The organism is Streptomyces sp. CA-142005, assembly GCF_050942335.1.
Classification (GTDB): Bacteria; Actinomycetota; Actinomycetes; order Streptomycetales; family Streptomycetaceae; genus Streptomyces.
In genome coordinates this window covers 1,123,422-1,148,828 of sequence record NZ_CP192078.1, presented here as the reverse complement: position 1 = coordinate 1,148,828, position 25,407 = coordinate 1,123,422, and the positions used below count along the sequence as shown (strand labels likewise).

The following is a 25,407-nucleotide window of genomic DNA, read 5'->3' as shown; positions in this document are numbered from 1 at the left end:
CCCGACCGGCACCCCGTCTGCCGTTTCCGTTCGGCGAACTGCACGGAGAAACCTCACCAGCCCGTCAGCAGCAGGTGGTTGAGGAGCAGGGCCAGTATCGCCTGGGCCGCGAGCCAGGGGCGGGGGCGGGGGAGGAGGGCGCAGGCGGGCAGGAGCCAGAGGGCGAACGGCAGCCAGATGCGTTCCGTCTCCGCCTTGCTCATGCCGGACAGGTCGGCGACCAGAAGGGCGAGCAGCGCGGCCGTGACGAGGAACGCCAGGCGGGTGTCCGCGGGGCGCCGGGGGCCGGTCCCGGGGAGCAGGGTCGTGGTCGTCCGGCGCAGGCCGGCAGCGGTGGCCGGGCCGGTGATGACGGCGGTGCAGGCGAGGTTGGCCCAGACCCAGTAGCCGTAGGGGCGGGTGCCGCCGACGCCCTGGTAGTAGCGCGTGACGAGGAGGTGGTAGGCGTGCCACCAGTCGAAGCCGGCGAGCGTGAACACCACGGGGAACACGGCCAGTCCGGCGAGCAGGGACAGCAACAGGGCAGGGCGTTCCCGCAGTTCACGGCGTGCCCGCGCGACGACCGCCGCGCCGATCAGGGCGAAGAGGGTGAGGCCGTAGGAGAGGTAGCAGGTCAGGCCGAAGAGGAGGCCCGAGGCCACCGCGTACCCGTGGGACCGTCGGGTCAGGGCCAGGGCGAGCAGCGCCAGGGACCAGGCGGCGACGGCCGCGAAGTAGCCGTCGGCGGAGGTGCCCTGCCACACCGCGGCCGGGGCCAGCACCAGGAACGGCGCGGCCCGGCGCGCGAGCGTCTCGCCGGTCAGCGCGCGCAGCGCGATCAGGACGGCGACGCAGCCCGTCGCGCCGATGGTGATGCACCACATCCCGGCCCAGCCGCCGCCCCGCAGCCCGATCCGGTCCAGCAGCACGAAGGTGAGCGTGGCGGCCGGCGGATGACCGGCGATGTGCGCGGGCCAGGGGTCCGGGGTGCCGCTGACGATGTGGTGGGTGAAGTCGCGCAGGGTGGCCGGGATGTCGTGGAAGCGGCCGATGACACTGAGGTATTCGTTGCGGGTGGTCAGCCTGACCGCGATGCCCTGGTGCCAGCCGTCGACCAGGGCGAGGGACAGGATCCAGGCCAGGGCGGCCGCCCAGGCCGCCGCGAGCAGCCCGCGCCACGGCAACCGGGCCGCGAGGGCCGGGCCGCAGGTCACGGTGGCCGCCGCCACCGCCATGGCCGCCGGGGTGCCGGGGCCGAGGTGCGGGTCCCAGTCCGCGAACAGCGGCGGCCAGTGCACGAACAGGGTGTGGCGGGTGTCCTGGATGTGCCGGCCGACGAGGACGGCCGCCGTCACGAGGAGGGCGGCGGCACCGGCGGCGTACAGATCGCGGCGGAGGGATCGGGTCACACCGGAACGCTAGGCCGGGAGAGCGGCACACAGCCGCCGTGCGGGCCGGACGTCAGCGTTTCGTCACCGGTCGCGGCCCCTTTTCCGGGGGTCACCCGGCCTACGGTCGGGACATGCGCGACCATCCCCGGCTTCCCACCTCCGCAGGCTTCTGGCGCAGTCCCCTGCGCGGCCCCTGGTTCACCTCGGTGCTCGGCCTCGTCCTGCTCGTCGGCATCACCGTGCTGTTCGTGACCGGCCTGGTGTCGTACGCCGCCTACAACCCGGGCCTGTCCCGGGTGAACGACCAGACACCGGACAAGGGCGTCCTGGGCTTCTACCTCTTCGCCTGGCCCACCGACCCGGTGTGGCTGTACCGGCTCACCCAGGGCGTCCACGTCACCCTCGGCATCACCCTGATCCCCGTGTTGCTGGCCAAACTGTGGTCGGTGGTGCCGAGGCTCTTCACCCTGCCGCCGGCCCGCTCCCTCGCCCACGCGCTGGAGCGGATCTCCCTGGTACTGCTGGTCGGAGGAGGACTGTTCGAGTTCACCACCGGAGTCCTCAACGTCCAGCTGGACTACGTCTTCCCCGGCTCCTTCTACCCGCTGCACTTCTACGGGGCATGGGTGTTCTTCGCCGCGTTCGTCGCACACGCCGCGCTGAAGACGCCCACGGCGGTACGGGCCGTACGGCGGCGCCGTGAGGTACAGAGCGACCTCGTCTCCCCGCGCCCCGCGGCGCCCACCGTCTCCCGGCGCGGCGCGCTGGGGCTGGTCGGCGGGGGTTCCCTGCTGCTGTTCCTGACCACCGTCGGGCAGAGCCTGGGCGGACCCTTCCGCCGTACGGCCCTGCTCGCGCCGCACGGCACCGCCGATCCCGGCGGCGGCCCGAACGGCTTCCAGATCAACAAGACGGCCGCGTACGCCGGCATCACGGCGGCCGACACCCACGAGGACGCCTGGCGGCTCGTCGTCACCGGCCGCGCCGGAACCGTCCGGCTCAGCCGCGCGCAGCTCCTCCGACTGCCGCAGCACAGCGCTTCGTTGCCCATCGCCTGTGTGGAGGGCTGGTCGACCGCCGACCAGTGGTGGCGCGGGGTGCGGCTGCGGGACCTCGCGGCGCTCGTCGGGTACGACGGCGACCCGCCGGACGTGCTCGTGGAGTCCCTGCAACGGCACGGAGCGTTTCGGCGTGCGGCCCTGCGCGCCAACCAGGTGGCCGACGGACGCTCGCTGCTCGCGCTCTTCGTCAACGGCGAGGAACTGTCCCCCGACCACGGCCACCCGGCGCGGATCATCGTCCCCGCGGCACCCGGTGTGCTCAACACCAAGTGGGTGGCCCGGCTGACCTTCGGAGACCTGTGATGCCGAGAAGCCTGAGCCTGGGCAGTCCCTTCCAACTGCTGCTGCTCGCCTGCTCCTTCACCCTCGCCGCGTACGCCGGTGTGCGGCTGCTGGCCGGGGACTGGTTCGGGGTGGCGCTGTGGATCGTGGGCGCCGCCCTCCTGCACGATCTCGTCCTGCTGCCGCTGTACACGGTGGCCGACCGGGCGGTCACCGGCGGTCTGGGGGCGGCCGGACGGCGCGGCTGGACGTTGTACGTGCGCGTTCCGGCCCTGCTGTCCGAGCTCCTCCTGCTCGTCTGGTTCCCGCTGATCAGCGGGATGGTGGACCGGCGCTACCGGTCCGCCACCGGTCTGTCCCCGGACGGGTTCCTCGCCCGCTGGCTGCTGATCACCGCCGTGCTCTTCGGCGGCTCGGCCGTGCTGCTGGTGTGGCGTGTGCGCAGGGCGGCGAAGCACCGGCCGCCCGCCGACCACTGAGCGACGGACCGCCACCCGGCCCTGCGCGCGTACCGCAGCAGGGCCGGGGTGCCGAGGCGCGCCCACGGGAACGGCGCCCCGGCGGCCCGGGCGCCGCCGACCGTGTCGACCACCTGGACCCGGGCGCGCTCGTCGACGTGTCCCGGCACGGTCTCGGCGATCAGCAGCCCGCCCGGGCGCAGCAACGCGGCCACCCGCTCCAGCAGCGCGGACGGCTCCCCGCCGATGCCGATGTTGCCGTCCATGAGGAGCACGGTGTCCCAGCGGCCCTCGCCGGGCAGCGGCTCGAAGACCGAGCGCCGCAGCGCCTGCCCGCCGAGCCCGATGGTGTGGTCGACGGCGGCCTCGCTGACGTCGATGCCGAGCACGGTACGTCCCCGGGCGGCGAGCTCCGCCACCAGCCGGCCGGGACCGCAGCCGACGTCCAGGACGGCGCCCTCGCAGCGGTCCAGGACCGCCACGTCGACGTGATCGGCCCGGCCGCACCAGCGCTCCACCTCCAGCGGCAGCAGCCAGCCGTCGGTGCGGCGCAGGAACAGCGGACCGCGGCCGGTGCGCAACGCGGCCGCGTAGGGGTCGGCGGCCGCCCAGGCGACGGAGGTGCCCCTCATCGCGGGGTGACCGGCGTACAGCGGGCCAGCTGGGCGGCGAACCGGCCGCGCGGGGCCAGCGCGGCGACGGCGTGGGCGTCGGCGACGGTGTCGACGTCCCGCAGCCGGGGCAGCTCGCGCACCCGCAGCCCGGCGGCCAGCAGCCGCTCCCGCTGCACGGCCCCGGTCACCGGCGTCGACATCGGCACGCCCCGCAGCAGCGCGGGATCGGGCTCGGCCAGGCCCAGGGCCCAGAAACCCCCGTCCTCCGCCGGTCCGTAGTAGGCGTCGCAGCCCGCGAAGTCCACGGTGAGCAGCCGAGGCGTCACCTGGGGGGTGTCCATGCCGATGAGCAGCGCGGGTCCCGAGCAGTGCGCGAAGGCGTCCGCCAGCCGCTGGTCCAGCCCGCCCGCGCACTGCGGACGCACCTCGAAGCCGGCCGGCAGCCAGTCTCCCGGCGTCCCGTCGAGGACGAGGACCCGCCGGGTCGCGGGCGCCGCCGCCACGGCGTGCAGGGTGTCGGCGAGCGCCGCCTGCGCGAGACGCGCCGCCTCTTCCGGCGTGAACGGCGGGCTGAGCCGTGTCTTGACCCGCCCGGGCAGCGGTTCCTTGGCGATGACGAGCAGCGTGGTCACCGTACGAGCCCCCCGTCGGCCGGGGCCTCCGCCAGCACACGGCTCATGTCCCGCACCGCCTGCCAGGTGCCGCGCCAGGTCCCCGTCACCTTGGAGGCGCCGGTGCGCGGGCGGTAGGGCACGTCGTGCTCGGCGATGCGCCAGCCGGCGTCGGCCGCGCGGACGACCATCTGCAGCGGATAGCCGCTGCGGCGGTCGGTGAGGCCGAGCGCGAGCAGCGGCTCCCGGCGGGCGGCGCGCAGCGGGCCCAGGTCGTGCAGGCGCAGCCCGGTACGCCGGCGCAGCATCCGCGCCAGCGCGAGATTGCCCGCGCGGGCGTGCGCCGGCCAGGCGCCCCGGCCCTCGGGACGCCGACGGCCGAGGACCAGGTCGGCCGCGCCGTCCCGGATCTCCCTCACGAAGGGAACGAGCAGCGCGGGGTCGAGGGAGGCGTCGCAGTCGCAGAAGCACACGATGTCGCTCGTGGCCGCGGTCAGTCCGGCGTGGCAGGCGGCGCCGAAGCCGCGCCGCGGCTCGTGCACCACCGTCGCGCCGAGCGCGCGGGCGAGGTCGGGGGAGCCGTCGGTGGAACCGTTGTCGACGACGAGGGCGCGCCAGCCGGCCGGGATCCGGCCGAGCACCCAGGGCAGGGCCTCGGCCTCGTCCAGGCAGGGCAGCACCACGTCGACGTCCGCTGAAGTGGTCGTCACGGTCTCACCCTACGAACGCCAATGGGGCATAACGGACTCGTGCTCCTTACGAAACGCGGACGCCCGCCCCGCGGCCCCACGACGGAGGCCGAGCGGTGCGACGCTGGAGACATGCAATCGCTGTACGAGCCCCACGGGACCGAAGCCGCAGGCGAGACGGCCCGGATCCTGGTCGTGGACGACGATCCCACCGTCGCCGAGGTCGTCACCGGATACCTGCACCGCGCCGGCTATCTGGTCGACCGCGCCGACGACGGCCCGACCGCCCTCACCCGCGCTGCCGCCCACCGGCCCGACCTCGTGGTGCTCGACCTGATGCTGCCCGGCATGGACGGCCTGGAGGTGTGCCGGCGGATGCGGGACGGCGGGCCCGTGCCGGTCATCATGCTCACCGCCCGCGGCGACGAGGACGACCGCATCCTGGGCCTGGAGGTCGGCGCCGACGACTACGTCACCAAGCCCTTCAGCCCCCGCGAACTGGTCCTGCGCGTGGAGTCGGTGCTGCGCCGAAGCCGCCCGGTCAGCACGGGGCACCGGCTGGCCGCGGGCGGACTCACCGTCGACCCCGACGCCCGCCGGGCCACCAAGAACGGCACCCGGCTCTCCCTCACCCTCCGCGAGTTCGACCTGCTCGCCTTCTTCCTGCGGAACCCCGGCCGGGCCTACAGCCGGGAGGATCTGATGCGCGAGGTCTGGGGCTGGGACTTCGGTGACCTGTCGACCGTCACCGTCCACGTGCGCCGGCTGCGCGGCAAGGTCGAGGACGACCCCGCGAGGCCTCGACTGATCCAGACCGTGTGGGGCGTCGGCTACCGCTTCGAGCCCGGCGGGGCGGTGCTCTGACCGTGAGCGCCACCCTCTTCATCGTCCTGTACGCCTTCGCCGGCGCCGCCGCCGCGGGGATCACGGGCGCGGGCGTGCTGCGCCTGATCCGGCGCCGCTCGCTCACCGCCTCCATCGCCGTGGTCGCCGCGGTCGGTGTCGTCGCCATGCTCGCCGGCACGCTCGCCGTCGCCTGGGCGATGTTCCTGTCCTCGCACGACCTGAGCGTGGTCACCACCGTCGTCGCCATGGCGGCCGTGGTCTCCCTGGCCACCGCACTGCTCCTGGGCCGCTGGGTGGCCGCCCGCAGCCGCGAACTCGCCGACGCCGCCCGCTCGTTCGGCGACGCCGGCGCCTTCGCCGCACCGCACGGCCCGGCCACCGCGGAACTGGACGCCCTCAGCCGCGAGTTGGCCGCGACCAGCGCACGGCTCGCCGAGTCCCGCGAGCGGGAGCGGGCGTTGGAGAAGTCCCGGCGCGAACTGGTCGCCTGGATCTCGCACGACCTGCGCACCCCGCTCGCCGGACTGCGCGCCATGTCGGAGGCGCTGGAGGACGGCGTGGCCGCCGATCCCGGCCGCTACCTCAAGCAGATCCGCACCGAGGTCGAACGGCTCAACGACATGGTCGGCGACCTCTTCGAACTCTCCCGCATCCACGCGGGCACCCTCCCGCTGAGCCCGTCCCGGATCTCCCTGTACGACCTGGTCGGCGACGCACTGGCGGGCGCCGACCCGCTCGCCCGGGAACACGGGGTACGGCTGGTGGGCGGCCGCGTCGAGCCCGTACCCGTGGAGGTGGACGGCAAGGAGATGACCCGCGTACTGGGCAACCTCCTGGTCAACGCCATCCGCCGGACCCCACCGGACGGCACTGTCGCGGTCGCCGCCGAGCGCACCGACGACGGCGTGGTGCTCTCCGTCACCGACGGCTGCGGCGGCATCCCCGAGGAGGACCTGCCGCGCGTCTTCGACACCGGCTGGCGCGGCAGTGACGCCCGTACCCCGCCGGCGGGCGCCGGTCTCGGCCTCGCCATCGTCCGGGGCATCGTGGAGGCTCACCAGGGCCGGACCACCGTCCGCAACATCCCGGGCGGCTGCCGCTTCGAGGTGACGCTGCCTGCGGCGCCTTAGAGGGGGCAGGGGGTGCCGCGTCCCGGGGCCCGAGGGCTGGGGCATCCCGAGGAGTCCGGGCGGCCGCGGCATCGTTCGGAGTCTGCGGGGTCTCCGCGTCCCGGCAGTCCCGAGGTGCCGCGGCCCGAGGCGTCCACGGACTGCGGCCTCCTGGGGGAGTCTGGGCGGTTGCGGTGACCTTTCAGGGTCTTGGGGTGCCCGCGTCATGGGCTGTCGGGGGATTGCGGCCTCCTGGGGGAGTCTGGGCGTCGCGGTGTCCTTTCGGGGTCTTGGCGGCGCCCCCGGCATGGGCAGTCCGGGAACCGCGGCACCCTGGGCTCGGGACGCCGCGGCATCCTGGGCCCTCCCGGCCGTCGCCGCCCTCCGGGCGGGTGCGCCCTCCGGCCGCGACTCGGTGGGACTCCCCGGCTGCTGGGCCTCGGGCAGGTTCGCCTGCGCCGTTCCTGACTCGCCCGGCGCGAGTTCCGTGTGACCCCGCGCGTATGCGCTCTGCGGCGCCGCGACTCGGTGGGACTCGCCGGCCGCTGGGCCTCGGGCAGGTTCGCCTGCGCCGTTCCTGACTCGCCCGGCGCGAGTTCCGTGTGACCCCGCGCGTATGCGCTCTGCGGCGCCGCGACTCGGTGGGACTCCCCGGCTGCTGGGTCTCGGGCAGGTTCGCCTGCGCCGTCCCTGACTCGCCCGGCGCGAGTTCCGTGTGACCCCGCGCGTATGCGCTCTGCGGCGCCGCGACTCGGTGGGACTCCCCGGCTGCTGGGTCTCGGGCAGGTTCGCTTGCGCCGTCCCCGACTCGCCCGCCGCGCATTCCGTGTGACCCGCGCGCATCCGCCCTGCGGCGCACAGGGCCCTACACGGGCCCGGCGCCCGCGAACTCCCGCATCCCTTCCGCGAATCCGACCTGCGGCTTCCACCCCAGCTCGGCCCGCAGCCGCGACGAGTCGGCGGTGATGTGCCGTACGTCGCCCAGCCGGTACTCCCCGGTGACCACCGGTTCCGGCCCGCCGCACGCGGAGGACAGCGCCCGGGCGAGTTCGCCGACGGTACGCGGCTCACCGCTCCCGGTGTTGTACGCCGCGAGCACTCCCGGGGCCGCCTTGGCCTCCAGCGCCGCCACATTGGCCGCGGCCACGTCGCGTACGTGCACGAAGTCCCGTCGCTGCCGGCCGTCCTCGAACACCCTCGGGGCCTCGCCGCGGGCCAGGGCCGAGCGGAAGAAGGACGCGACGCCGGCGTACGGGGTGTCGCGTGGCATGCGCGGTCCGTACACGTTGTGGTACCGCAAGGACACCGCCGACCCGCCCGTGCTGCGGGCCCAGGCCGCGGCCAGGTGCTCCTGGGCCAGCTTGGTCGCGGCGTACACGTTCCGGGGATCGGCCGGGGCGTCCTCACCGACCAGTCCGGGGCTCACCTCCGCACCGCAGTGCGGGCAGGAGGGCTCGAACCGGCCCGCGTCCAGATCGGCGACGGCGCGGGGGCCCGGCCGTACGACCCCATGGCGCGGGCACTCGTAACGCCCCTCCCCGTACACCACCATCGACCCCGCCAGCACCAGGTGCCGTACCCCCGCCTCCGCCATGGCCGCGACCAGCACGGCCGTGCCGAGGTCGTTGCGCGAGACGTACTCCGCCGCGTCGGCGACACCGTTGCCGAGCCCGACCATCGCCGCCTGGTGGCAGACGGCGTCCACCCCGGCCAGCGCCCGGGCGACGGACGCCGGGGAGCGCACGTCCGCGCCGGGGTCCTCACGGACGTCGTACACGAGCGGCTCGTGCCCGTGCGCCCGGAGCGCCTCGACGACATGGGACCCGATGAACCCGGCACCGCCGGTGACCAGTACACGCATACGGCCACGCTAGAGGCGGACGGCACCGGGGCCGGGCGACGCGACCGGCACGTCATGACTCCGTAAGGCGTGGACGAAGCGAGTCTTTCGGATGAGGCAAGGACGTGGGCTCGGCTCCGGTCGTGGGTCGGTCGTGGGTTTTTCAAGAATCTGTGTCAACAACGTTGACGCCCCCGGTGGATGCCCGCACATTACCTACCAGTAGAACTCAGCGGTAATCCCGCGAGCCGGCACCCCCACGCCGGTACCTCTCCTTGCTCCGAGCCGCCGCATTCTCGCGCACAGCACACACGCGGGCACAGCCATGCCCGCCTGCTCCGTGTCCCCCACCCGAGAAGAGGGAGCACCCGCCCATGCCCAAGTCTTGCCTCCGGCATGTCATGGCCGCGACATCCGCACTCGCCGGCGCGCTGGCCCTCGGCCTCACCGCCGTGCCCGCCAGCGCCACGACACCCCTGAACTACGCCGCGCTCGGCGACAGTTACAGCGCCGGCTCCGGGATCCTGCCGGTCGACGCGAGCAACCTGATCTGCCTGCGCTCCACGGCCGACTACCCCCACGTCCTCGCCGCCCGCACCGGCGCCCGGCTGACCGACGTCACCTGCGGCGCCGCCCAGACCAAGGACTTCACCGAGTCCCAGTACCCAGGAGCCGTCCCGCAGGCGGACGCCGTCACCGCGGACACCGACCTGGTGACGCTGACGATCGGCGGCAACGACAACGGCACCTTCGTCAACGCCATGCTCGCCTGCGGCACCGCGGGCGTCCTCGGCGGAGGCAAGGGCAGCCCGTGCAAGGACACGTACGGCACCTCCTTCGACGACGCGATCGACGCGAAGACCTACCCCGCGCTGAAGACCGCGCTGCGCGCCGTGCGGGCCAAGGCACCGGACGCCCGGGTGGCGGTGCTCGGCTACCCGTGGATCACGCCGGCCGAGGCCGACCCGTCCTGCTTCGTCAGCATGCCGATCGCCTCCGGCGACGTGCCGTACCTGCACGCGCTGCAGGCCCACCTCAACGCCGTCGTGCAGCGCGCCGCCGCCGAGAGCGGGGCCACCTACGTGGACTTCTCCCAGGTGTCCCAGGGCCACGACGCCTGCCGGGCCGCCGGCACCCGGTGGATCGAGCCGCTCCTGTTCGGGCGGAACATCGTCCCGGTCCATCCCAACGCGCTCGGTGAGCAGCGCATGGCCGAGCGCACCATGAACGTGCTCGGACTCGGCTGACCCCGCACCGGGCGTTCAGGCCCGTGCGCCGCCGTCCACCCGCAGCACCGTGCCGGTCACGAAGGAGGAACGGTCGCTGAGCAGCCATGCGGCGGCCTCGGCGATCTCCTCCGGCACAGCCGCACGGCGCAGCGGGGTGAGCGCCGTGAGCCGGTCCTGAAGACCGGGAGCCTCCGCCTCCCAGGCCCGGATCATCTCCGTCAGGGTGTTGCCGGGCGCGATCGCGTTGACGCGGATCCCCTCGGGACCGTACGTCACGGCGGCCGACTCCGTCAGGCTGTTCACCGCCCGCTTCATCGCACCGTACGCGGGCAGTTCGGGATTGCCCCGCAGACTGCCGATGGAGGAGTTGTTGACGATGGCGCCCGTCCCGGCGGTGGCCCGGATGGCGGCGACCTCGGCGACCATGGCCAGCCAGACGCTCTTGAGGTTCACCGTGTACACATGGTCGAACTCGGCCTCCGGCAACTGGTCCATGGGGCCGGGCGGCTGGATCGTCGCCCCGTTGTTGAAGGCGATGTCGAGTCGGCCGTAGAGGTCGACGGTACGGTCCACGGCGGCGCGCACGCTCGCCGTGTCGGCCAGGTCGCACACCACGTAGTCCGCGGTGCCGCCCGCCGCCCGCACCTCCTCGGTGACCGCCTTCAGCTGGGCCTCGGTGCGGGCCGCGAGCAGCACCCGGGCCCCTTCCCTGGCGAAGAGCCGCGCCGCGGCGGCGCCGATCCCGCGCCCGGCACCGGTGACGAAGGCGACCTTGCCGGCCAGCAGGCCGCAGGGAGGCGTGTCCTTGTGTTGCTCGTGCGATGTGTTGTCCATGGCAGCGAGCCTGCGCCCGGGAGCCGGGCCCATCCAGGCACCGGGAGTACCTGGATGGTTCTCGCGGCACACCCGCACACTGGGGGTGTGGACAGAGCAGAACTCGCGGGATTCCTCCGCAGCAGGCGCGAGCGGATCAGCCCCGACGACGTGGGCCTGGCCGCCGGGCCGCGCCGCCGCACACCGGGGCTGCGCCGCGAGGAGGTGGCGCATCTGGCGTTCATCTCGACCGAGTACTACACCCGGCTGGAGCAGGCCCGCGGCCCGCGCCCGTCCCGTGAGGTACTGGCCGGGCTGGCCCGCGCCCTGCGGCTGTCGGACGTCGAGCGCGAGCACCTCCATCTGCTGGCCGGTGCCCCGCCGGAGCCCCCGCCCGGCCCCCCGCGCGAGGTGCGGCAGAGCATCCTCGACCTGATCCACCGGCTGCCGCAGTCCGCCGCCTTCGTCACCTCGGCCACGCTGGAGGTGCTCGCCTGGAACGAGCTGGCGGCCGCCCTGATGGAGGACTTCTCAGCCCTGCCGCGCCGCGACCGCAACCTCGCGCGGCGCGTCTTCCTCGGGCCGCGCGCCGCCGGGCAGCGGCTGTACGGCGTGTCCGACGCCGACGCGTTCGCCCGGCACGCGGCGCGCCGGCTGCGCACGGCCGCCGCCCGCTACCCCGACGATCCCGAGGTGACCGGGCTGATCCAGGAACTGCGCACCGGCAGCGAGGAGTTCGCCAGGCTGTGGGACTCCCACGACGTGGACGGGGGACCCACGCTCCGCAAGACGTTCCGGCATCCCCTGGTCGGGCCGGTCACCGTCAACTGCGACGCCCTCGACCTCACCGACCGGGACCAGCAGGTCGTGATCTACACCGCCGTCCCCGGCACACCGTCGGAGGAGGCACTGCGGCTGCTGTCGGTCATCGGCACCCAGCGCATGGACGCCGCCCGCTGAGCCGAACTCGCCGTACCGTGTGTGGCTGGGCAGATCGGCGCGCACGGTGCCGACCGGCCGGTGCACCGCCCCTCCTGCGACGCGGTGCACCGGTGAGCAGGGGCTGACCAGGTCAGCAGTACAGGTTGCCGCCCGGCGAGACGCCGAGGATCTGGGTGAAGCGCTGGTAGGCGTCGACGCGGCTCTGGACCTGTGCGGGGTTCTTGCCGTCGCATTCCAGGGAGCCGTTGATGCTGCGGATGGTCTGGCCGAATCCGGCGCCGTTGACCATGGCGTTGTGCGGGGTCATCGTGCCCGGTCCGGACTGGGTGTTCCAGTACCAAAGGCCCGTCTTCCAGGCGACGGCGGGGTTGTTCTCCACCTGCCAGGGGTTGTTCAGCAGGTCGATGCCGAGTGCGTCACCGGCGGCCTTGTAGTTGAAGTTCCAGCTGAGCTGGAGCGGGCCGCGTCCGTAGTAGGCGGCCTGCCCGGCCGGGCAACCGTACGGCCGGCTCCAGTCGCAGTAGGTCGGGTAGTTGGCGGTGTTCTGCTCGACGACGTAGACCAGGCCGCCCGTCTCGTGGCTGACGTTGGCGAGGAAGGCGGCGGCCTCCTGCTTCCTGACCGTGTCGCTGCCGGTGTTCGCGAAGCCGGGGTAGGCGCTCAGGGCCTGGACGAGGCCGCTGTAGGTGTAGAAGCCGTTCCGGTTCGGGAACATCTGGTTGAACTGGGCCTCGGAGACGGCGAATCCGGACGGTGTGCCGCTTCCGCCGCCGGCCGGAGCGTTCCACTTCTGGTTCGCGCCACCCGTACAGGTCCAGATCTGCAGGCGCGTACCGTTGGCGCTGTTGTTGTCCCGCACGTCCAGGCACTTGTTCGCGGCCGGGTTGACGATGTCGTGGGCCGAGGTGACCACCCACTGCTGGTTGGCGCCGCCGGAGCAGTCCCACAGCTGGACCGCGGCGCCGTCGGCGGTGCTGCGGTCGACGACGTCCAGGCACTTGCCGAGCGCCCGCAGGGTGCCGTCACCCGGGTTCGACCAGATCTGGGCGCTGGTCCCGTTGCAGTCGTAGAGCTGTACGGCGGTGCCGTTGGCGCTGTTGGCGCCGGCCACGTCCACGCACTTGCCGGCCAGCCCGGTGATCTGGCCGTCCGCGGCCCGGGCGGGTGCGGCGGCGAACAGCGCGGCGAGGAGGGCGGCGACGACGCCGCCGGCCAGGAAGCGTCCGAGACGCCCCGGGCGTAGGGGTCTGTGAGGGAGTGCGGCGAGGCGGAGGTGCATCGGCGGGTGCTCCTGTCCTGGTCGGGTGGATGGGTTCATGCCGGTGGTGTGGGTACGGGGCCGTCAGCCGAGGACGGTCTCGGTGACGACGATGTGTCCGGCGTCGGGATCGAGGCTTCCGCCGAGCCGGCCGAAGGCGCCTTCGGTCAGGTCAAGGCACTTGGGCACCTGCGGAGTCCAGGCGAACGTGCCCCGGTCGTTGATACGGACCACCAGTGACCTGCCGTTGGCGGTGTTCGTGACCTGCACCCGGGTGCCGAAGGGCAGTTGGGGCTGACGGCTGAGCGAGGTCGCGGCGGTGTCGGCGTTGTTGTCGAAGAGTTCGCCGCTGGCGGTCAGGGCTCCGGGCGGCTGCGGGCCGTAGTGGGTCGCCCAGCAGGTGTCGGATGCCGGCGCGGCGGGCGCGTCCGTGCCGGCCTGGGCCGGGGAAGTGGTGAGCAGGTATGCGGAGAGGCCCAACGCGGCAGTCAGGACGGCGGCGGAACGGGACCTGGCCATGAAGGGGGGTGGCCTTTCGGGTTGGGGGGGTGGGCATCGGGCACGGTGCACCCCTGGCAGCGACGGCCAACGGTGAGCACGGGCCACGATGTGTGGCTGGGCTGTGAAACTAGAGGTACAGACCATTGGGGGTCAAGGTGTGAAGTAAGCCATGAGGAAAGCGAGTTGAGGCGCGTTCCGTGGCGCAGGGGGTGAGGTGTGACCCGCCGACGGTATGAGGGAAAATAGTTGGCTAGTGAAACTACGGGGAACGCGTGAAAGGTCCTCCATGCCGTACCTCACCATCGACTACTCCTCCCGCCTGGCCGGAGCCTTCGACGCTTGCGCCCTTGTGAAGGAGTTGCATCCGCTCGTGGTCGAGGAGTCCGGTACGTCGGGCGTGTGCAAGACGCTGCTCCGGCCGGCGGAGACGTATGTCGGGCACGGGGCGAGCGGGCGGGTCGTGTTCGTGCACGTGGAAGTCGGCCTCATGCCCGGCCGCCCCGAGACGCAGAAGGCCCGGCTGTCCGAGGGGGTGCTGGCCCTGCTCGCCAAGCATCTGCCGGCGGACGACCGTGGCCAGGAACGGGTGGTCCTCTCGGTGGAGGTGCGCGACCTCGCCGCCTCCTACCGGCTTTCGCCGTCCGTGCGATGAACCGCCGGGCGGACACGGCTCATCGGAATTCGGTTGTCCGTCCCGCCGGTCCCGCACTAGCTTGCCGCCGGTGGATCTCTTCTCACGCTCTTGGACGGCACTGCGCGCAGCCGTCGCGGAACTGCCGGACGAGGACTTCGAGCGGCCGTCCGGCTGCACCGGCTGGCTGGTACGGGACCTGGTGTGCCACCTGGTCATCGACGCGCAGGACGTCCTGATCACCCTGGTGACACCCGTCGCTACCGCACCGACCGTGGACGCGGTCACGTACTGGAAGCTGGTCGAGCCCCCGACCGGCGAGGACCCGCTCGACGCGCTGATCCCCCGACTGGCCGCCGCCTACGGAGAGCCGCGGTGGCTGAAGTTCCACCTGGACGACGTCGGTTCCGCGGCGGGCCGCGCCGCCGCACTCGCCGACCCGGCCGTCCGCGTCGGCACCCGGGACGAGGTGCTGACCGTCGGTGACTACCTGTCGGCTTACGTCGTCGAGTGGACCCTGCACCACCTCGACCTGATCGCCCATCTGCCGTCGGCCGCCGAGCCGCCCGCCGAGACGCTCGCGGCGACACGCGCGTCGCTGGAGGAGATCGCAGGGGCCGCGTTCCCCGCCGCGCTGTCCGACAAGGACGCGCTGCTGATCGGCACCGGACGCCGTGCGCCGACCGGCGAGGAGCAGGCTGTGCTGGGCGACTTGGCCGACAGGCTTCCGTTCGTTCTGGGGTGAGCGGCCCGTCGCCGTTCCCGGACGAGTGCTCAAACCTCCCCCCGGGCACTCCTCCCTGGCCCGAACCTGACCACTTGATGAGATGATCTTCGCCCCCGGTCACTACCATGTGGCCGCAAGACAACCGTTCGACCGGCCCGTTGGACACGGGCCGTACGGGGTCGCCGATGCCAGGGACCGCTCCCCGGGCTGCGGTGATCTTCCTGTCCAGGAGGACCTTCCGCATGTTCCGACGTATTGGCACCACCGTCGTCCGACATCCCGTGTGGACGATCGTGGCATGGCTGATTGCCGCGGTGGCGATTGTCGCCACCGCTCCGAGTCTGCCCTCGAACAGTGACGAGAGCAGCTTCCTGCCCAAGAGTTACGAATCCATCAAAGCGGCGGATCTCCAGCAGAAGGCGTTCCCCAGCGCCTTCACCCCGTCCGCGATCGCGCTCTACCAGCGCACGGACGGCGGCAAGCTGACCGCCGCCGACAAGCAGGACGTCGCCCGGATCAGCACCGAGCTGGGCGACAAGCACATCGACCAGGTGCAGAAGGTCGTCCCCGGCCGGCCGTCCAAGGACGGCAGGTATGACCTGACCCTGGTCCAGATGGACAGCAAGAACGCCGGCCAGCCCAAACAGGCGGACGCGGCCAAGGTGTTGCGCGACGACGTCAAGGAGCTGGCCAAGGGCACGCATCTCGACGTCAAGCTCGGCGGCTCCGCCGCGCAGGCGCTCGACCAGCAGGACTCGTCCAAGCGTGGACAGGCGCTGATCGGCATCGGCACCTTCGTGATCATCCTGGTGACCCTGCTGATCATCTTCCGGGCGCCGATCCTGGCCTTCCTGCCCCTGGTGCTGATCGGCCTGGTGTCGGCCATCGCCAACGGCCTGATCGCCTACGCCACCAAGCTGTTCGACCTGCAGGCCAACAGCTCGATCTCGTCCATCCTGATCGTCGTGCTCTTCGGCGTGGGTACGGACTACTTCCTCTTCCTGATGTTCCGGTACCGCGAACGCCTGCGCGCCGGAGACGAACCCAAGGAGGCGATGATCAACGCGGTCGGCCGGGTCGGTGAGGCCATCGCCTCGGCGGCCGGCGCCGTCATCATCGCGTTCCTCGCGCTGGTGCTGTCCACGCTGGGCTTCCTCAAGCAGATGGGCCCGGCGCTGGCGATCGCGGTGGCCGCCACCCTCGTGGCGGGCCTGACCCTGATCCCGGCCGTGGTCTCGCTGATCGGACCAAAGGTCTTCTGGCCCTCCAAGTCCTGGCAGAAGGAGCCGGAGAACGCCCGGTTCGCCGCCCTCGGCCGCGGTGTGCAGCGCCGCCCCGCGTTGACCGCCGGGGCGTCCGGTCTCGTCCTGATCGCGCTGTCGCTCGGCATCTTCGGCTACAACGCCACGTTCGACCTGGCGTCCGGCTCCATGCCGAAGACCAAGGAGTCCATGGTCGTCCAGGACCAGATGCAGAAGGCGTACTCGGCGGGCGCCGCGGCACCCACCGACGTCTATCTGTCCAGCACCGACGGCAAGCCGCTGGACAGGGCCGCCTTCGACGCGTACGCGAGCCAGCTCGGGGCCGTGGACGGGGTGGCGAGCGCCCGTATGACGCAGGTCAACAAGGAGGGCAGCACCGCGGACTTCACCGTCACGCTCAAGTACGAGGCGTCGACGGACAAGGCCATCGACACCGTGGGCCGGGTGCGGGACGTGGCACACGCCGACGCCCCTGACGGCACCACGGCGGTCGTCGGCGGCATGTCCTCGATCTACAAGGACATCGACGCCGCGGTGAACCACGACTACAAGACGGTCTTCCCGGTGGCCGCCGTCCTCATCATGGTGATCCTCGGTCTGCTGCTGCGCAGTGTCGTCGCCCCCTGGTACCTGATGGCATCGGTGGGCCTGGGCTTCGGCGCGACGCTCGGCGCCACCGTGTGGATCTTCCAGAAGGGGCAGGGACACTCGGGTCTGATGTTCATGCTCCCGGTGATCATGTATCTGTTCGTGGTCGCCATCGGCACCGACTACAACATCCTCATGATCGCCCGGCTGCGCGAGGAGGCCCGCGAGGGCCGCGAGCCGCGTGAGGCGGCCGGCATGGCCCTGCGGCACGCCGGTCCGACGGTCGCCGCGGCCGGCTTCATCCTGGCGGCGACCTTCGCCACGATGATGCTGGCGGGCAACTCGCTGCTCACGGAGATGGGTTTCGCGGTGTCCTTCGGCATCGCCGTCGCCGCGTTCGTGATGGCGATGTTCTTCACCCCGAGCCTCACCGCGCTGATCGGCCACGCCGCGTGGTGGCCGGGGCACGGGGACCGGGCCGAGGCCGCGCCGGCCGGCGCGGCCACCGGTGCCGGCGGTTCCGTGTCGGCGCCGGGCGGCGAGCGGGACTCCGTCGCCCACGACGCCGCGGGGCGCGGCAACTAGCGGCAGTGCTGGTCGTGACGGGGCGTCCCGCCGGGTCAAGAGGCCTGGCGGGACGCCCCGTCCGCGCGTCGCGTGGGACGCGGCCGGCGATCCCACGCTCACGTGCGGTGCCACTGCGAGCCCGGCGTGAAGATTCACCTACGAGTGGCGCGGCGCGTTCGGCAACGCGGCCCTGGACGCGCTGCACCCCGCCGGGTTCGGCCACCCGGTGGGCCGGACCGACCGGCGGACGAGACTGCGGCGGCACAGTCCGGCCGGGTCTGCGCAAGGCAGGACAGGATGCCGGCCCCCGGCCCGCCGGCCCCGCCAACTCGATCCACGTTACCGGCAGTTAACCGAACCGGGACCGGGGCATCAACCGCCGCACGGGTAAACGTCCGCATCGACCAGCACCCTCACGTGCATGGCATTCACCTCGTACAGACCCGGCATGACCCGTGCCGCGACGCTCACCGCGGCCGCCCTGCTCCTGCTGCTCGCGCCGCCCGCCGGCCGGGCGACCGCCGCCGAGGCGACGCTCCCGCTCGGCGAGCCCGGCCTCGCGGAGACCCGTACGACACAGACCCTGGCCGACGGTGTGACCCTCACCCGTATCGTCCGCGGGACCGAACCCGCCCCGGCCGACCAGATCAACACCACGACACGCGGCCCCTGGGTGGTCGAGGTCCTGACCATCGACCCGCGCAGGGCGCGCGGGCAGTTGGAGGCGACGTACGGCCCCGACCTGGCCCACACCGAGAAGACGACCGACCTGGTGCGCTCCTCGCAGGCCCTGGCCGGCGTCAACGCCTCCTTCTTCACCTTCACCGCCAGCGCCCAGTACCCCGGCGACCCGGTGGGGCTCGGCCTCTACGACGGCCGCCTCCTCAGCGAGCCCACCGGCGATCCCGCGGAGGCCGACTTCGTCGTGGACGCCCACGACAACCGCGCCCTGATGGGCCGGCTCAGCTGGTCGGGCAGCCTGCACAACCGGCGGACCGGCGCGACGCTGCCGCTGAAGTACGTGAACCACCCGCCCGTCGTACCGGCGGGCTGCGCCGACCTGACCGATCCGACCCAGTGCGCCGTGCCCGGCGACGTCGTGCGCTTCACCCCCGAGTTCGCCGACACCACGCCCGCCGGCGCCGGCGTCGAGGTGGTCCTCGACCGCAACGGCTGCGTCGTGCGCACGCAGACGGAGCGCGGCACCCACCTGACCACCGGCCAGACCTCGGTACAGGCCACGGGCGCCGACGCGGCGGCCCTGCTGCACACCGCCGACGGGGGCTGCCTGCGCACCGACTCGGTGCTCACGGACGAGCAGGGCCGGCAAGTCCCCGTCCGGCCCGGACTGTTCGGCGTGAACGGCCGCTATCGCCTCACCGCGCTCGGGCGGATCGTGGTGCCGGCCGGCACGGGCAGCTTCTTCGACCGCAACCCGCGCACGATCGCCGGTACGACCCGCGAGGGCAAGGTCGTCCTGGCGACCGTCGACGGCCGCATGACGACCAGTGTCGGCACCACGATGGACGAGACGGCGGCGGTCGCCGACGCCCTCGGCCTGACCGACGCGGTCAACCTGGACGGCGGCGGTTCGACCACCATGTCGGTCGAGGGGACGCTGGTGAACCACCCCAGCGGCTCCACCGAGCGGTCCGTGGGCGACGCCCTGGTCTTCGTACCCGGCCCGTACCGTCCCACCGAGGGCTGAGATCCCTCCGCTCAGCCGCCCGTGCTCTCCCGCACGATGATCCGGTGCCCGGCCACATGGTCGTGCACGGCAGTGGCGTCCGGGTCGTCGATCCGCTCCAGCAGCAGTGCTACGGCGACCCGGGCGATCTCCCGCTTGTCGGGGGCGACGGTGGTCAGGCTGGGCACGCTGAACCGGGAGGCCTCGATGTCGTCGAAGCCGATCACGTCGAGGTCTCCCGGCACCGAGCGGCCCTGCTCGTGCAGGGCGCGCAGCGCGCCGAGGGCGAGATGGTCGTTCAGGCACAGCAGCGCGTCAGGCCGGGCCTCCCGAGCCATCAGCGCGGTGGCGGCGCGCAGCCCGTCCTGCCAGTGGAAGGCCTCCACCGGCACCACGAGATCGGCGTCGAAGGGCACCCCCGCCGCCTTCAGGGCCTCGCGGTAGCCGTCGGTCCGCAGCCGGTCGGTGCCCTGGCGGCCGCGCAGCGCGCCGCCGATGACGGCGATCCGGCGGCGCCCGCGGGCCAGCAGGTGCTCGGCGGCCTCGCGGGCCGCCAGCACGTTGTCGATGCCGACATGGTCGGTGCTGCCCTTGGCCGAGCGCTCGCCCAGCAGGACGACGGGCAGGCGCCGGTCCCGGGTGACCAGGTCGCGGGGGAGCAGGGAGAGCGGGCTGAGGATGACGCCGTCGGAGAACTGCGCGTCGAAGCCGTGCAGTGCCGCGAGCTCGCGTTCGCGCACGGCGCCGGTCTGGTGGAGCAGCACCGTACGGCCGTGCCGGTCGGCCTCCGCCATGACGTGTTTGGCCAGCTCGGAGAAGTAGGCGACGTCGAGTTCCGGGACCGCCAGGGTGATCACGCCGGTACGGCCCTGGCGCAGCTGCCGCCCGGCGATGTTGACGCGGTAGCCGAGGGCGTCGATGGCCTCCTGGACGGCGGCGCGGGTCCGCTCCGACACGTGCTCGAAGTTGTTGATCACGTTGGAGACGGTCTTGGGGGAGACGCCGGCGTACTCCGCCACGTCCTTGATCCTCGGTCTGGCCGCCACGCTGCTCCGTCCTTCCGCTTGCCGTGATCGTACCGACCGTCACGCACGGGGGTTTCGGGCCCGGTCTTCTCTCCCGACATCTTTACATCGATGTAAACCCATGGTGCCATGTGTCGCGCACCGACCCGCACCCTCGATGCAAGGAGCCCCATGCCCGTCCCGCACGCCCCGGACACGCCCCGTCCCGAATACCCCAGGCCGCAGTTCGTCCGCGAGGCCTGGCTCAATCTCAACGGCGAGTGGCAGTTCGAGATCGACCGGTCGGACACCGGCCTGGAGCGCGGCCTGGCGGCGCGTGAACTCGCCGGCACGATCCTGGTCCCCTTCTGTCCCGAGTCGGCGCTGTCCGGGATCGGGGAGACGGACTTCCTGGAGGCCGTCTGGTACCGGCGGACGGTGACCGTGCCCGCCGCCTGGGGCGACGCCCGGGTGCTGCTGCACTTCGGGGCCGTGGACCACGACACCACCGTCTGGGTCAACGGCAGCGAGGTCGCCCGGCACCGCGGCGGCTTCACGCCCTTCACCGCTGACCTCGGCGAAGTCGCCGTTCCCGGCCAGGAGTTGACGATCGTCGTACGGGCCCGGGACAGCCGGCACGGCGTGCAGGCACGCGGCAAGCAGTCCACCTGGTACGCCAACTCCCACTGCCACTACACCCGGACGACGGGGATCTGGCAGACCGTGTGGCTGGAGCCGGTCCCGCGCGCCGTCGCCCTCAAGCGGCCCCGCATCACCCCCGACCTGGCCTCCGGCTCCTTCCTGCTGGAACTCCCGTTGACCGCCAACCGGCCCGGCCACCGGCTCCGGGCCACGCTCGCCGACGGCCAGGGTGACATCACCGCCGCCGAGACCCGCGCGGACCTCGACCTGTGCCCCCGGCTCGTCCTGCCCCTGCCCGCCGACCGGGTGCGCCCCTGGTCCCCGCAGGACCCGCATCTGTACGACCTGACCCTGGAACTCCTCGACGCCGACGGCACGGTCGCCGACGCCGCGCGCTCCTACGCCGGCCTGCGCTCGGTCGCCGTCGACGGCAAGCGGCTGCTGCTCAACGGAGAGCCCGTCTTCCAGCGCCTCGTGCTCGACCAGGGCTACTACCCCGACGGCCTGATGACCGCACCGAGCGACGCCGACCTGGTCCGCGACATCGAACTGGGCCTCGCCGCCGGCTTCAACGGCGCCCGACTGCACCAGAAGGTCTTCGAGGAGCGCTACCTGTACCACGCCGACCGGCTCGGCTACCTGGTGTGGGGCGAGTTCGGCGACTGGGGCTGCGAGGTGGGCGTCCGCGACGACAACCAGCGACCCGACGCGTCGTACGTGGCCCAGTGGCTGGAGGCCCTGGAGCGCGACCACTCCCATCCCTCGATCGTCGGCTGGTGCCCGCTGAACGAGACGTACCAGCCGCTGCACGACCGCATCACCCAGCTCGACGACGTCACCCGCGCGATGTTCCTGGCCACCAAGCAGGCCGACCCGACCCGGCCCGTGATCGACGCCTCCGGCTACGCCCACCGGGTCGCGGAGACCGACGTGTACGACTCCCACTGCTACGAGCAGGACCCGGCGGTCTTCGCCAAGGCCATGGACGGGCTGGCCGAGGGCCGGCCGTACGTCAACGCGGCGCCGGACGGGCGGCCGTGGTCGGTGCCCTACCGCGGACAGCCCTATTTCTGCAGCGAGTTCGGTGGCGTCTGGTGGGACCCGAAGGCGGCCGCCGAGGCGGCCGGGAACGAGCCCGGCACCTCCTGGGGCTACGGCGAACGGCCGGGCACCGCCGAGGAGTTCATCGACCGCTTCACCGGCCTCACGGGCGTCCTGCTCGACGACCCGGACATGTTCGGCTACTGCTACACCCAGCTCACCGACGTCTTCCAGGAGCGCAACGGCGTCTACCGCTTCGACCGCTCCGAGAAGGTCGACACCGCCCGGCTGAGGGACGCCCAGCAGCGCCCGGCGGCCTACGAAGCGGGGACGCCGTAGCACGTTCGCGAGGCTCTGCCTGAGCGCGAGCAGCACATCCTGCCCGCGATTTACATCGATGTATATCCATGGGGAAAGGAGCCATATGACCGGCATACCCGCACCCGTCCGGCCTCCCGGCCTGACCAGGCGCCGCGCCCTGACCGCGGCCCTCGCCTCCACAGCCGCGGTCCTCGGCGCCGGCGCGCTCTCCGGCTGCGGATCCGCGCTCGCCGCCGACGAGTCCACCGTCCGCCTCTGGGACCTGTTCAGCGGCGCCGACGGCGGCCTGCTCAACGACATGGTGCGTGCCGCGCGACCCGACATGCCGGGTACGCGCATCGAGCGCACCGTCCTGGAGTGGGGCACCCCGTACTACACCAAGCTCGCCATGGCCTCCGCCGGCGGCCGGGGCCCGGACGTGGCGGTCGCGCACATGTCCCGCCTCGCCGGATACGCGCCCACCGGTCTGCTCGACCCGTGGGACCTGGACACCCTGGCCGAGTACGGCATCCGGCGCGAGGACTTCGCCGACGCGGTGTGGTCCCGTACCCAGTTCGAGGGCCGGACGTACGCGGTCCCGCTGGACACCCACCCGTTCATCGTCTTCTTCCATCCCGAACCCGCAGCCAAGGCCGGCCTGCTGACGAAGGACGGCACCCTGGACGCGGAGGCGTTCAGCTCGCCCGACAAGTTCCTCGCCGCCGGCCGGGAACTGGCCAAGGCCTCGGGCAAGCAGGGCATCGCCTTCGGCTATGTCACCGACACCGCCCAAGGCTGGCGCCTGTTCTACGGCCTGTACCGGCAGACCGGCGGCGCCTTCCGGCTCCCCGCGGGCGGACCCGCCGAGGTCGACGTGGACCGCATGGCGGAGGTCATCGCGTTCATGGCCAAGCTGGTCGACGGCCGGGTCAACCCCAGGCAGCTCGACTACTCGGCGGCCATCGCCGCGTTCGCCAACCGGCAGACGGCGATGATCCTGTCGGGGGAATGGGAGCTCGGCACCTTCCGGGCCGCCGACAAGAACGTGGGAGCGGCGCCGTTCCCCACCGTGTTCGGCACGCCCGCCGTGTACGCCGACTCGCACTCCTTCGTCCTGCCGCACCACCCGCACCCGGACACCGAGCACCGCCGCCGTGCCCACCGCGCGGTCGCCGCCCTGCTCAAGGCCGGCCAGATCTGGGCCACCGCCGGGCACATCCCCGCCTACCGCCCGGTGACCCGTACGAACGCCTACCAGAAGCTGCAGCCGCAGTCCCACTACGCGCAGGCAGCGAGCCACGTCGTGCTCGACCCCGCGGTCTGGTTCGCCGGCGCCGGATCCGACTTCCAGAACGCCATGTCCCAGGTCCTCCAGCAGGCCCTCCTCGACGGGCTCGCCCCCGACCGCGCGGCGCGCGCCATGGTGCGGCGCCTGAACACCTTCCTCTCCAAGCCCAGCCCGGCCTGACCGGCTGCGAACGATCCGCGCAGGAGGCACAACGATGTCCTCACCCCGCAACGGCGCACTGCCGGCGCGCCGACTGCTCCCACCCGGCCTGCTCTTCGCGCTCCCCTTCCTCGTGCTGTTCGCCGTCTTCATGCTCTGGCCCCTGGTCCAGGGACTGTGGATGAGCCTCACCGACACCTCCCTGTCGGCCCACGCCCCGTCCTTCATCGGCCTCGACAACTTCACCGAGGCCCTGAAGGACGCCGAGATGTGGCGGGCCCTGGGCCACACCGTGTGGTTCACCGCCCTGTCGACCGTGCCGCTCGTCGTGGTCGCCCTCGGCATGGCCCTGCTCGTCCACACGGGCCTGCCCGGACAGTGGGTGTGGCGGCTGGCCTTCTTCGCTCCCTATCTGTTGCCCGTGGGCGTCGTCAGCCTGCTGTGGCTCTGGCTCTACCAGCCCGACCTGGGCCTCTACAACCACCTCCTCGATGCGCTCGGCCTCGGCCAGGTGGCCTGGCTCAGCGACCAGTCGGTCGCCATGTGGGCGATCGTCCTGACCACGCTGTGGTGGACCGTCGGCTTCAACTTCCTGCTCTACCTCGCCGCGTTGCAGTCCATCCCGGACCACCTGTACGAGGCGGCGGCCATCGACGGCGCCGGCGCGTGGCGGCGGCTGTGGTCGATCACCCTGCCCCAGCTTCGCCGGATCACCGCCGTCATCACGGTGCTGCAGATCCTGGCCTCGCTGAAGGTCTTCGACCAGGTGTACCTGCTGACGAAGGGCGGCCCGGACAACAGCACGCGTCCGGTCGTCGAGTACGTCTACGACGTCGGCTTCACCGGCTACCGGCTCGGCTACGCATCGGCGATCAGCTACATCTTCTTCGCCCTCGTCGTCCTCGCCTCCGCCGCCCAGTACACCGCCCTCCGCCGCCGGGAGAAGTGACATGGCCTCCACCGACCTGCCCGTCCGCACCGCCCCCGCGCCCCGAGTACCGCCGGCCGTCCGGGAGGTGGCGGCCAGGCGCCGTGCCGCACACCTCTCCCTGGGCGAGGGCCGGACCACGCGCATCCTCGCCCTGACCGCCCTCACGGCCATGGCGCTGGTGTGGCTGCTGCCCGTGGCCTGGGCGCTGCTGACGGCCTTCAAGTCCGAGCAGGACGCCAGCGATCCAGTGCACTGGTTCTGGCCCCGGCACGGCCTCACCTTCCACGGCTTCAGCACCGTCTGGGAACGCGGGGACCTGCCGCTGTGGATGCTCAACAGCTTCCTCATCGCCGCCGCCGTCACCGTGATCACGGTCCTGGTCTCCGCGATGGCCGGTTACGCCTTCTCCCGCACCCTGTTCGCCGGCCGCCGCGGACTCTTCGCGCTCACCGTGGCCGCCGTGGTCGTCCCGCCCCAACTGCTCATCGTCCCCTGGTTCCAGCAGATGCTGAGCCTGCACCTGCTCGACACCTACGCGGCGGTGATCCTGCCGCAGACCGTGGCACCCGTGATGGTCTTCATCCTGAAGAAGCACTTCGACTCGCTGCCCCACGAGCTGGAGGAGGCGGCCCGTATCGACGGCGCCGGCCACTGGCGGATCTTCTGGTCGGTGCTGCTGCCGCTGTCCCGGCCGATGCTCGCCGCCGTGGCGATCTTCGTGTTCATCGGGGCGTGGAACAACTTCCTGTGGCCGTTCGTGTCGACGTCCGACCCGGACCTGATGACCCTGCCGGTCGGCATCACCTCGGTGAAGGACGCCTACGGCATCCAGTACGCCCAGTCGATGGCCTCGGCCGTGCTGGCCGCGCTGCCGCTCGTCGTGGTCTTCATGTTCTTCCAGCGGCACATCGTGAAGTCCGTGGCGACGACCGGCCTCGGCGGCCAGTGAGCCGGCCC

Annotated in this window: 22 protein-coding genes; 13 read left to right on the top strand and 9 right to left on the bottom strand. The window is 72.4% G+C overall.

Annotated features, from left to right (window positions below; all coding sequences use genetic code 11):
• Positions 1-53: 53 nt before the first annotated feature.
• The gene (locus ACQPXS_RS05645; RefSeq protein WP_433447519.1) at positions 54-1,388 is read right to left on the bottom strand and encodes a hypothetical protein; all 1,335 of its coding nucleotides are present in this window, start codon (positions 1,386-1,388) and stop codon (positions 54-56) included.
• 113 nt (positions 1,389-1,501) lie between these two features.
• On the opposite strand from ACQPXS_RS05645, the gene ACQPXS_RS05640 reads away from it, so the two are divergent.
• Positions 1,502-2,734 (top strand): molybdopterin-dependent oxidoreductase, encoded by a 1,233-nt coding sequence (locus ACQPXS_RS05640; RefSeq protein WP_356306317.1) that lies wholly within the window; start codon positions 1,502-1,504, stop codon positions 2,732-2,734.
• Positions 2,735-3,047: 313 nt separating this feature from the next.
• Here the strand turns inward: ACQPXS_RS05640 and ACQPXS_RS05635 are convergent, their stop codons facing one another.
• Genes ACQPXS_RS05635 through ACQPXS_RS05625 form a run of 3 tightly spaced genes read right to left on the bottom strand, consistent with a single transcriptional unit; the run spans position 3,048 to position 5,106 of the window.
• Entirely contained in the window at positions 3,048-3,803 is a 756-nt protein-coding gene (locus ACQPXS_RS05635; RefSeq protein WP_433447516.1) for a methyltransferase domain-containing protein, read from the bottom strand.
• On the bottom strand, positions 3,800-4,417 hold the full coding sequence (locus ACQPXS_RS05630) for a TIGR04282 family arsenosugar biosynthesis glycosyltransferase (protein ID WP_433447513.1): 618 nt from the start codon (positions 4,415-4,417) through the stop codon (positions 3,800-3,802). The genes ACQPXS_RS05635 and ACQPXS_RS05630 overlap by 4 nt, the downstream gene beginning before the upstream one ends.
• Complete coding sequence (locus ACQPXS_RS05625) at positions 4,414-5,106, bottom strand: glycosyltransferase family 2 protein (protein WP_356306323.1); 693 nt, start codon at positions 5,104-5,106, stop codon at positions 4,414-4,416. Before ACQPXS_RS05625 ends, ACQPXS_RS05630 begins: the two co-directional genes overlap by 4 nt.
• Before the next feature lie 111 nt (positions 5,107-5,217).
• On the opposite strand from ACQPXS_RS05625, the gene ACQPXS_RS05620 reads away from it, so the two are divergent.
• Positions 5,218-5,949, top strand: coding sequence for a response regulator transcription factor (locus tag ACQPXS_RS05620; RefSeq protein WP_356306325.1), 732 nt, complete (start codon positions 5,218-5,220; stop codon positions 5,947-5,949).
• A gap of 2 nt (positions 5,950-5,951) precedes the next feature.
• Complete coding sequence (locus tag ACQPXS_RS05615; protein ID WP_351801551.1) at positions 5,952-7,061, top strand: sensor histidine kinase; 1,110 nt, start codon at positions 5,952-5,954, stop codon at positions 7,059-7,061.
• 844 nt (positions 7,062-7,905) lie between these two features.
• Here ACQPXS_RS05615 and ACQPXS_RS05610 read toward each other — a convergent pair.
• Positions 7,906-8,901 carry an NAD-dependent epimerase/dehydratase family protein gene (locus tag ACQPXS_RS05610; protein WP_433447509.1) on the bottom strand — a complete coding sequence of 332 codons (996 nt, stop codon included), beginning with the start codon at positions 8,899-8,901 and terminating at the stop codon, positions 7,906-7,908.
• Positions 8,902-9,254: 353 nt separating this feature from the next.
• Here ACQPXS_RS05610 and ACQPXS_RS05605 point away from each other — a divergent pair, with 353 nt between their 5' ends.
• Positions 9,255-10,127, top strand: coding sequence for an SGNH/GDSL hydrolase family protein (locus ACQPXS_RS05605; RefSeq protein WP_433447506.1), 873 nt, complete (start codon positions 9,255-9,257; stop codon positions 10,125-10,127).
• Between the two features lie 15 nt (positions 10,128-10,142).
• On the opposite strand, the gene ACQPXS_RS05600 is transcribed toward ACQPXS_RS05605, so the two are convergent.
• On the bottom strand, positions 10,143-10,943 hold the full coding sequence (locus ACQPXS_RS05600) for an SDR family NAD(P)-dependent oxidoreductase (protein WP_433447504.1): 801 nt from the start codon (positions 10,941-10,943) through the stop codon (positions 10,143-10,145).
• Between the two features lie 87 nt (positions 10,944-11,030).
• Here ACQPXS_RS05600 and ACQPXS_RS05595 point away from each other — a divergent pair, with 87 nt between their 5' ends.
• Positions 11,031-11,882, top strand: coding sequence for a helix-turn-helix transcriptional regulator (locus ACQPXS_RS05595; RefSeq protein WP_433447501.1), 852 nt, complete (start codon positions 11,031-11,033; stop codon positions 11,880-11,882).
• A 112-nt stretch (positions 11,883-11,994) separates the two neighbouring features.
• Here ACQPXS_RS05595 and ACQPXS_RS05590 read toward each other — a convergent pair whose 3' ends face one another.
• The gene (locus tag ACQPXS_RS05590) at positions 11,995-13,143 is read right to left on the bottom strand and encodes a glycoside hydrolase family 19 protein (protein ID WP_433447498.1); all 1,149 of its coding nucleotides are present in this window, start codon (positions 13,141-13,143) and stop codon (positions 11,995-11,997) included.
• Between the two features lie 63 nt (positions 13,144-13,206).
• Positions 13,207-13,641 (bottom strand): septal ring lytic transglycosylase RlpA family protein, encoded by a 435-nt coding sequence (locus ACQPXS_RS05585; protein ID WP_433447496.1) that lies wholly within the window; start codon positions 13,639-13,641, stop codon positions 13,207-13,209.
• Between the two features lie 268 nt (positions 13,642-13,909).
• Here ACQPXS_RS05585 and ACQPXS_RS05580 point away from each other — a divergent pair, with 268 nt between their 5' ends.
• From ACQPXS_RS05580 to ACQPXS_RS05565, 4 genes are all read left to right on the top strand, one after another.
• Positions 13,910-14,275, top strand: coding sequence for a 5-carboxymethyl-2-hydroxymuconate Delta-isomerase (locus ACQPXS_RS05580; protein WP_433447494.1), 366 nt, complete (start codon positions 13,910-13,912; stop codon positions 14,273-14,275).
• Positions 14,276-14,345: 70 nt separating this feature from the next.
• Complete coding sequence (locus ACQPXS_RS05575) at positions 14,346-14,999, top strand: maleylpyruvate isomerase N-terminal domain-containing protein (RefSeq protein WP_433447492.1); 654 nt, start codon at positions 14,346-14,348, stop codon at positions 14,997-14,999.
• Positions 15,000-15,223: 224 nt separating this feature from the next.
• On the top strand, positions 15,224-17,416 hold the full coding sequence (locus ACQPXS_RS05570) for an MMPL family transporter (RefSeq protein ID WP_433447489.1): 2,193 nt from the start codon (positions 15,224-15,226) through the stop codon (positions 17,414-17,416).
• Between the two features lie 403 nt (positions 17,417-17,819).
• A complete protein-coding gene (locus ACQPXS_RS05565; protein ID WP_433447487.1) occupies positions 17,820-19,106 on the top strand; it encodes a phosphodiester glycosidase family protein in 1,287 nt (428 codons plus the stop codon).
• An 11-nt stretch (positions 19,107-19,117) separates the two neighbouring features.
• Here the strand turns inward: ACQPXS_RS05565 and ACQPXS_RS05560 are convergent, their stop codons facing one another.
• On the bottom strand, positions 19,118-20,131 hold the full coding sequence (locus ACQPXS_RS05560) for a LacI family DNA-binding transcriptional regulator (RefSeq protein WP_433447484.1): 1,014 nt from the start codon (positions 20,129-20,131) through the stop codon (positions 19,118-19,120).
• 150 nt (positions 20,132-20,281) lie between these two features.
• Between ACQPXS_RS05560 and ACQPXS_RS05555 the strand changes: the two genes are divergently transcribed.
• From ACQPXS_RS05555 to ACQPXS_RS05540, 4 genes are all read left to right on the top strand, one after another.
• Positions 20,282-22,111, top strand: coding sequence for a glycoside hydrolase family 2 protein (locus ACQPXS_RS05555; protein ID WP_433447482.1), 1,830 nt, complete (start codon positions 20,282-20,284; stop codon positions 22,109-22,111).
• A gap of 85 nt (positions 22,112-22,196) precedes the next feature.
• Positions 22,197-23,540 carry an ABC transporter substrate-binding protein gene (locus tag ACQPXS_RS05550; protein WP_433447480.1) on the top strand — a complete coding sequence of 448 codons (1,344 nt, stop codon included), beginning with the start codon at positions 22,197-22,199 and terminating at the stop codon, positions 23,538-23,540.
• A gap of 34 nt (positions 23,541-23,574) precedes the next feature.
• A complete protein-coding gene (locus ACQPXS_RS05545) occupies positions 23,575-24,468 on the top strand; it encodes a carbohydrate ABC transporter permease (RefSeq protein WP_351801523.1) in 894 nt (297 codons plus the stop codon).
• Position 24,469: 1 nt separating this feature from the next.
• Positions 24,470-25,399: a carbohydrate ABC transporter permease gene (locus tag ACQPXS_RS05540; protein ID WP_433447477.1), complete on the top strand. Its 930-nt coding sequence runs from the start codon at positions 24,470-24,472 to the stop codon at positions 25,397-25,399.
• Positions 25,400-25,407 lie beyond the last annotated feature (8 nt).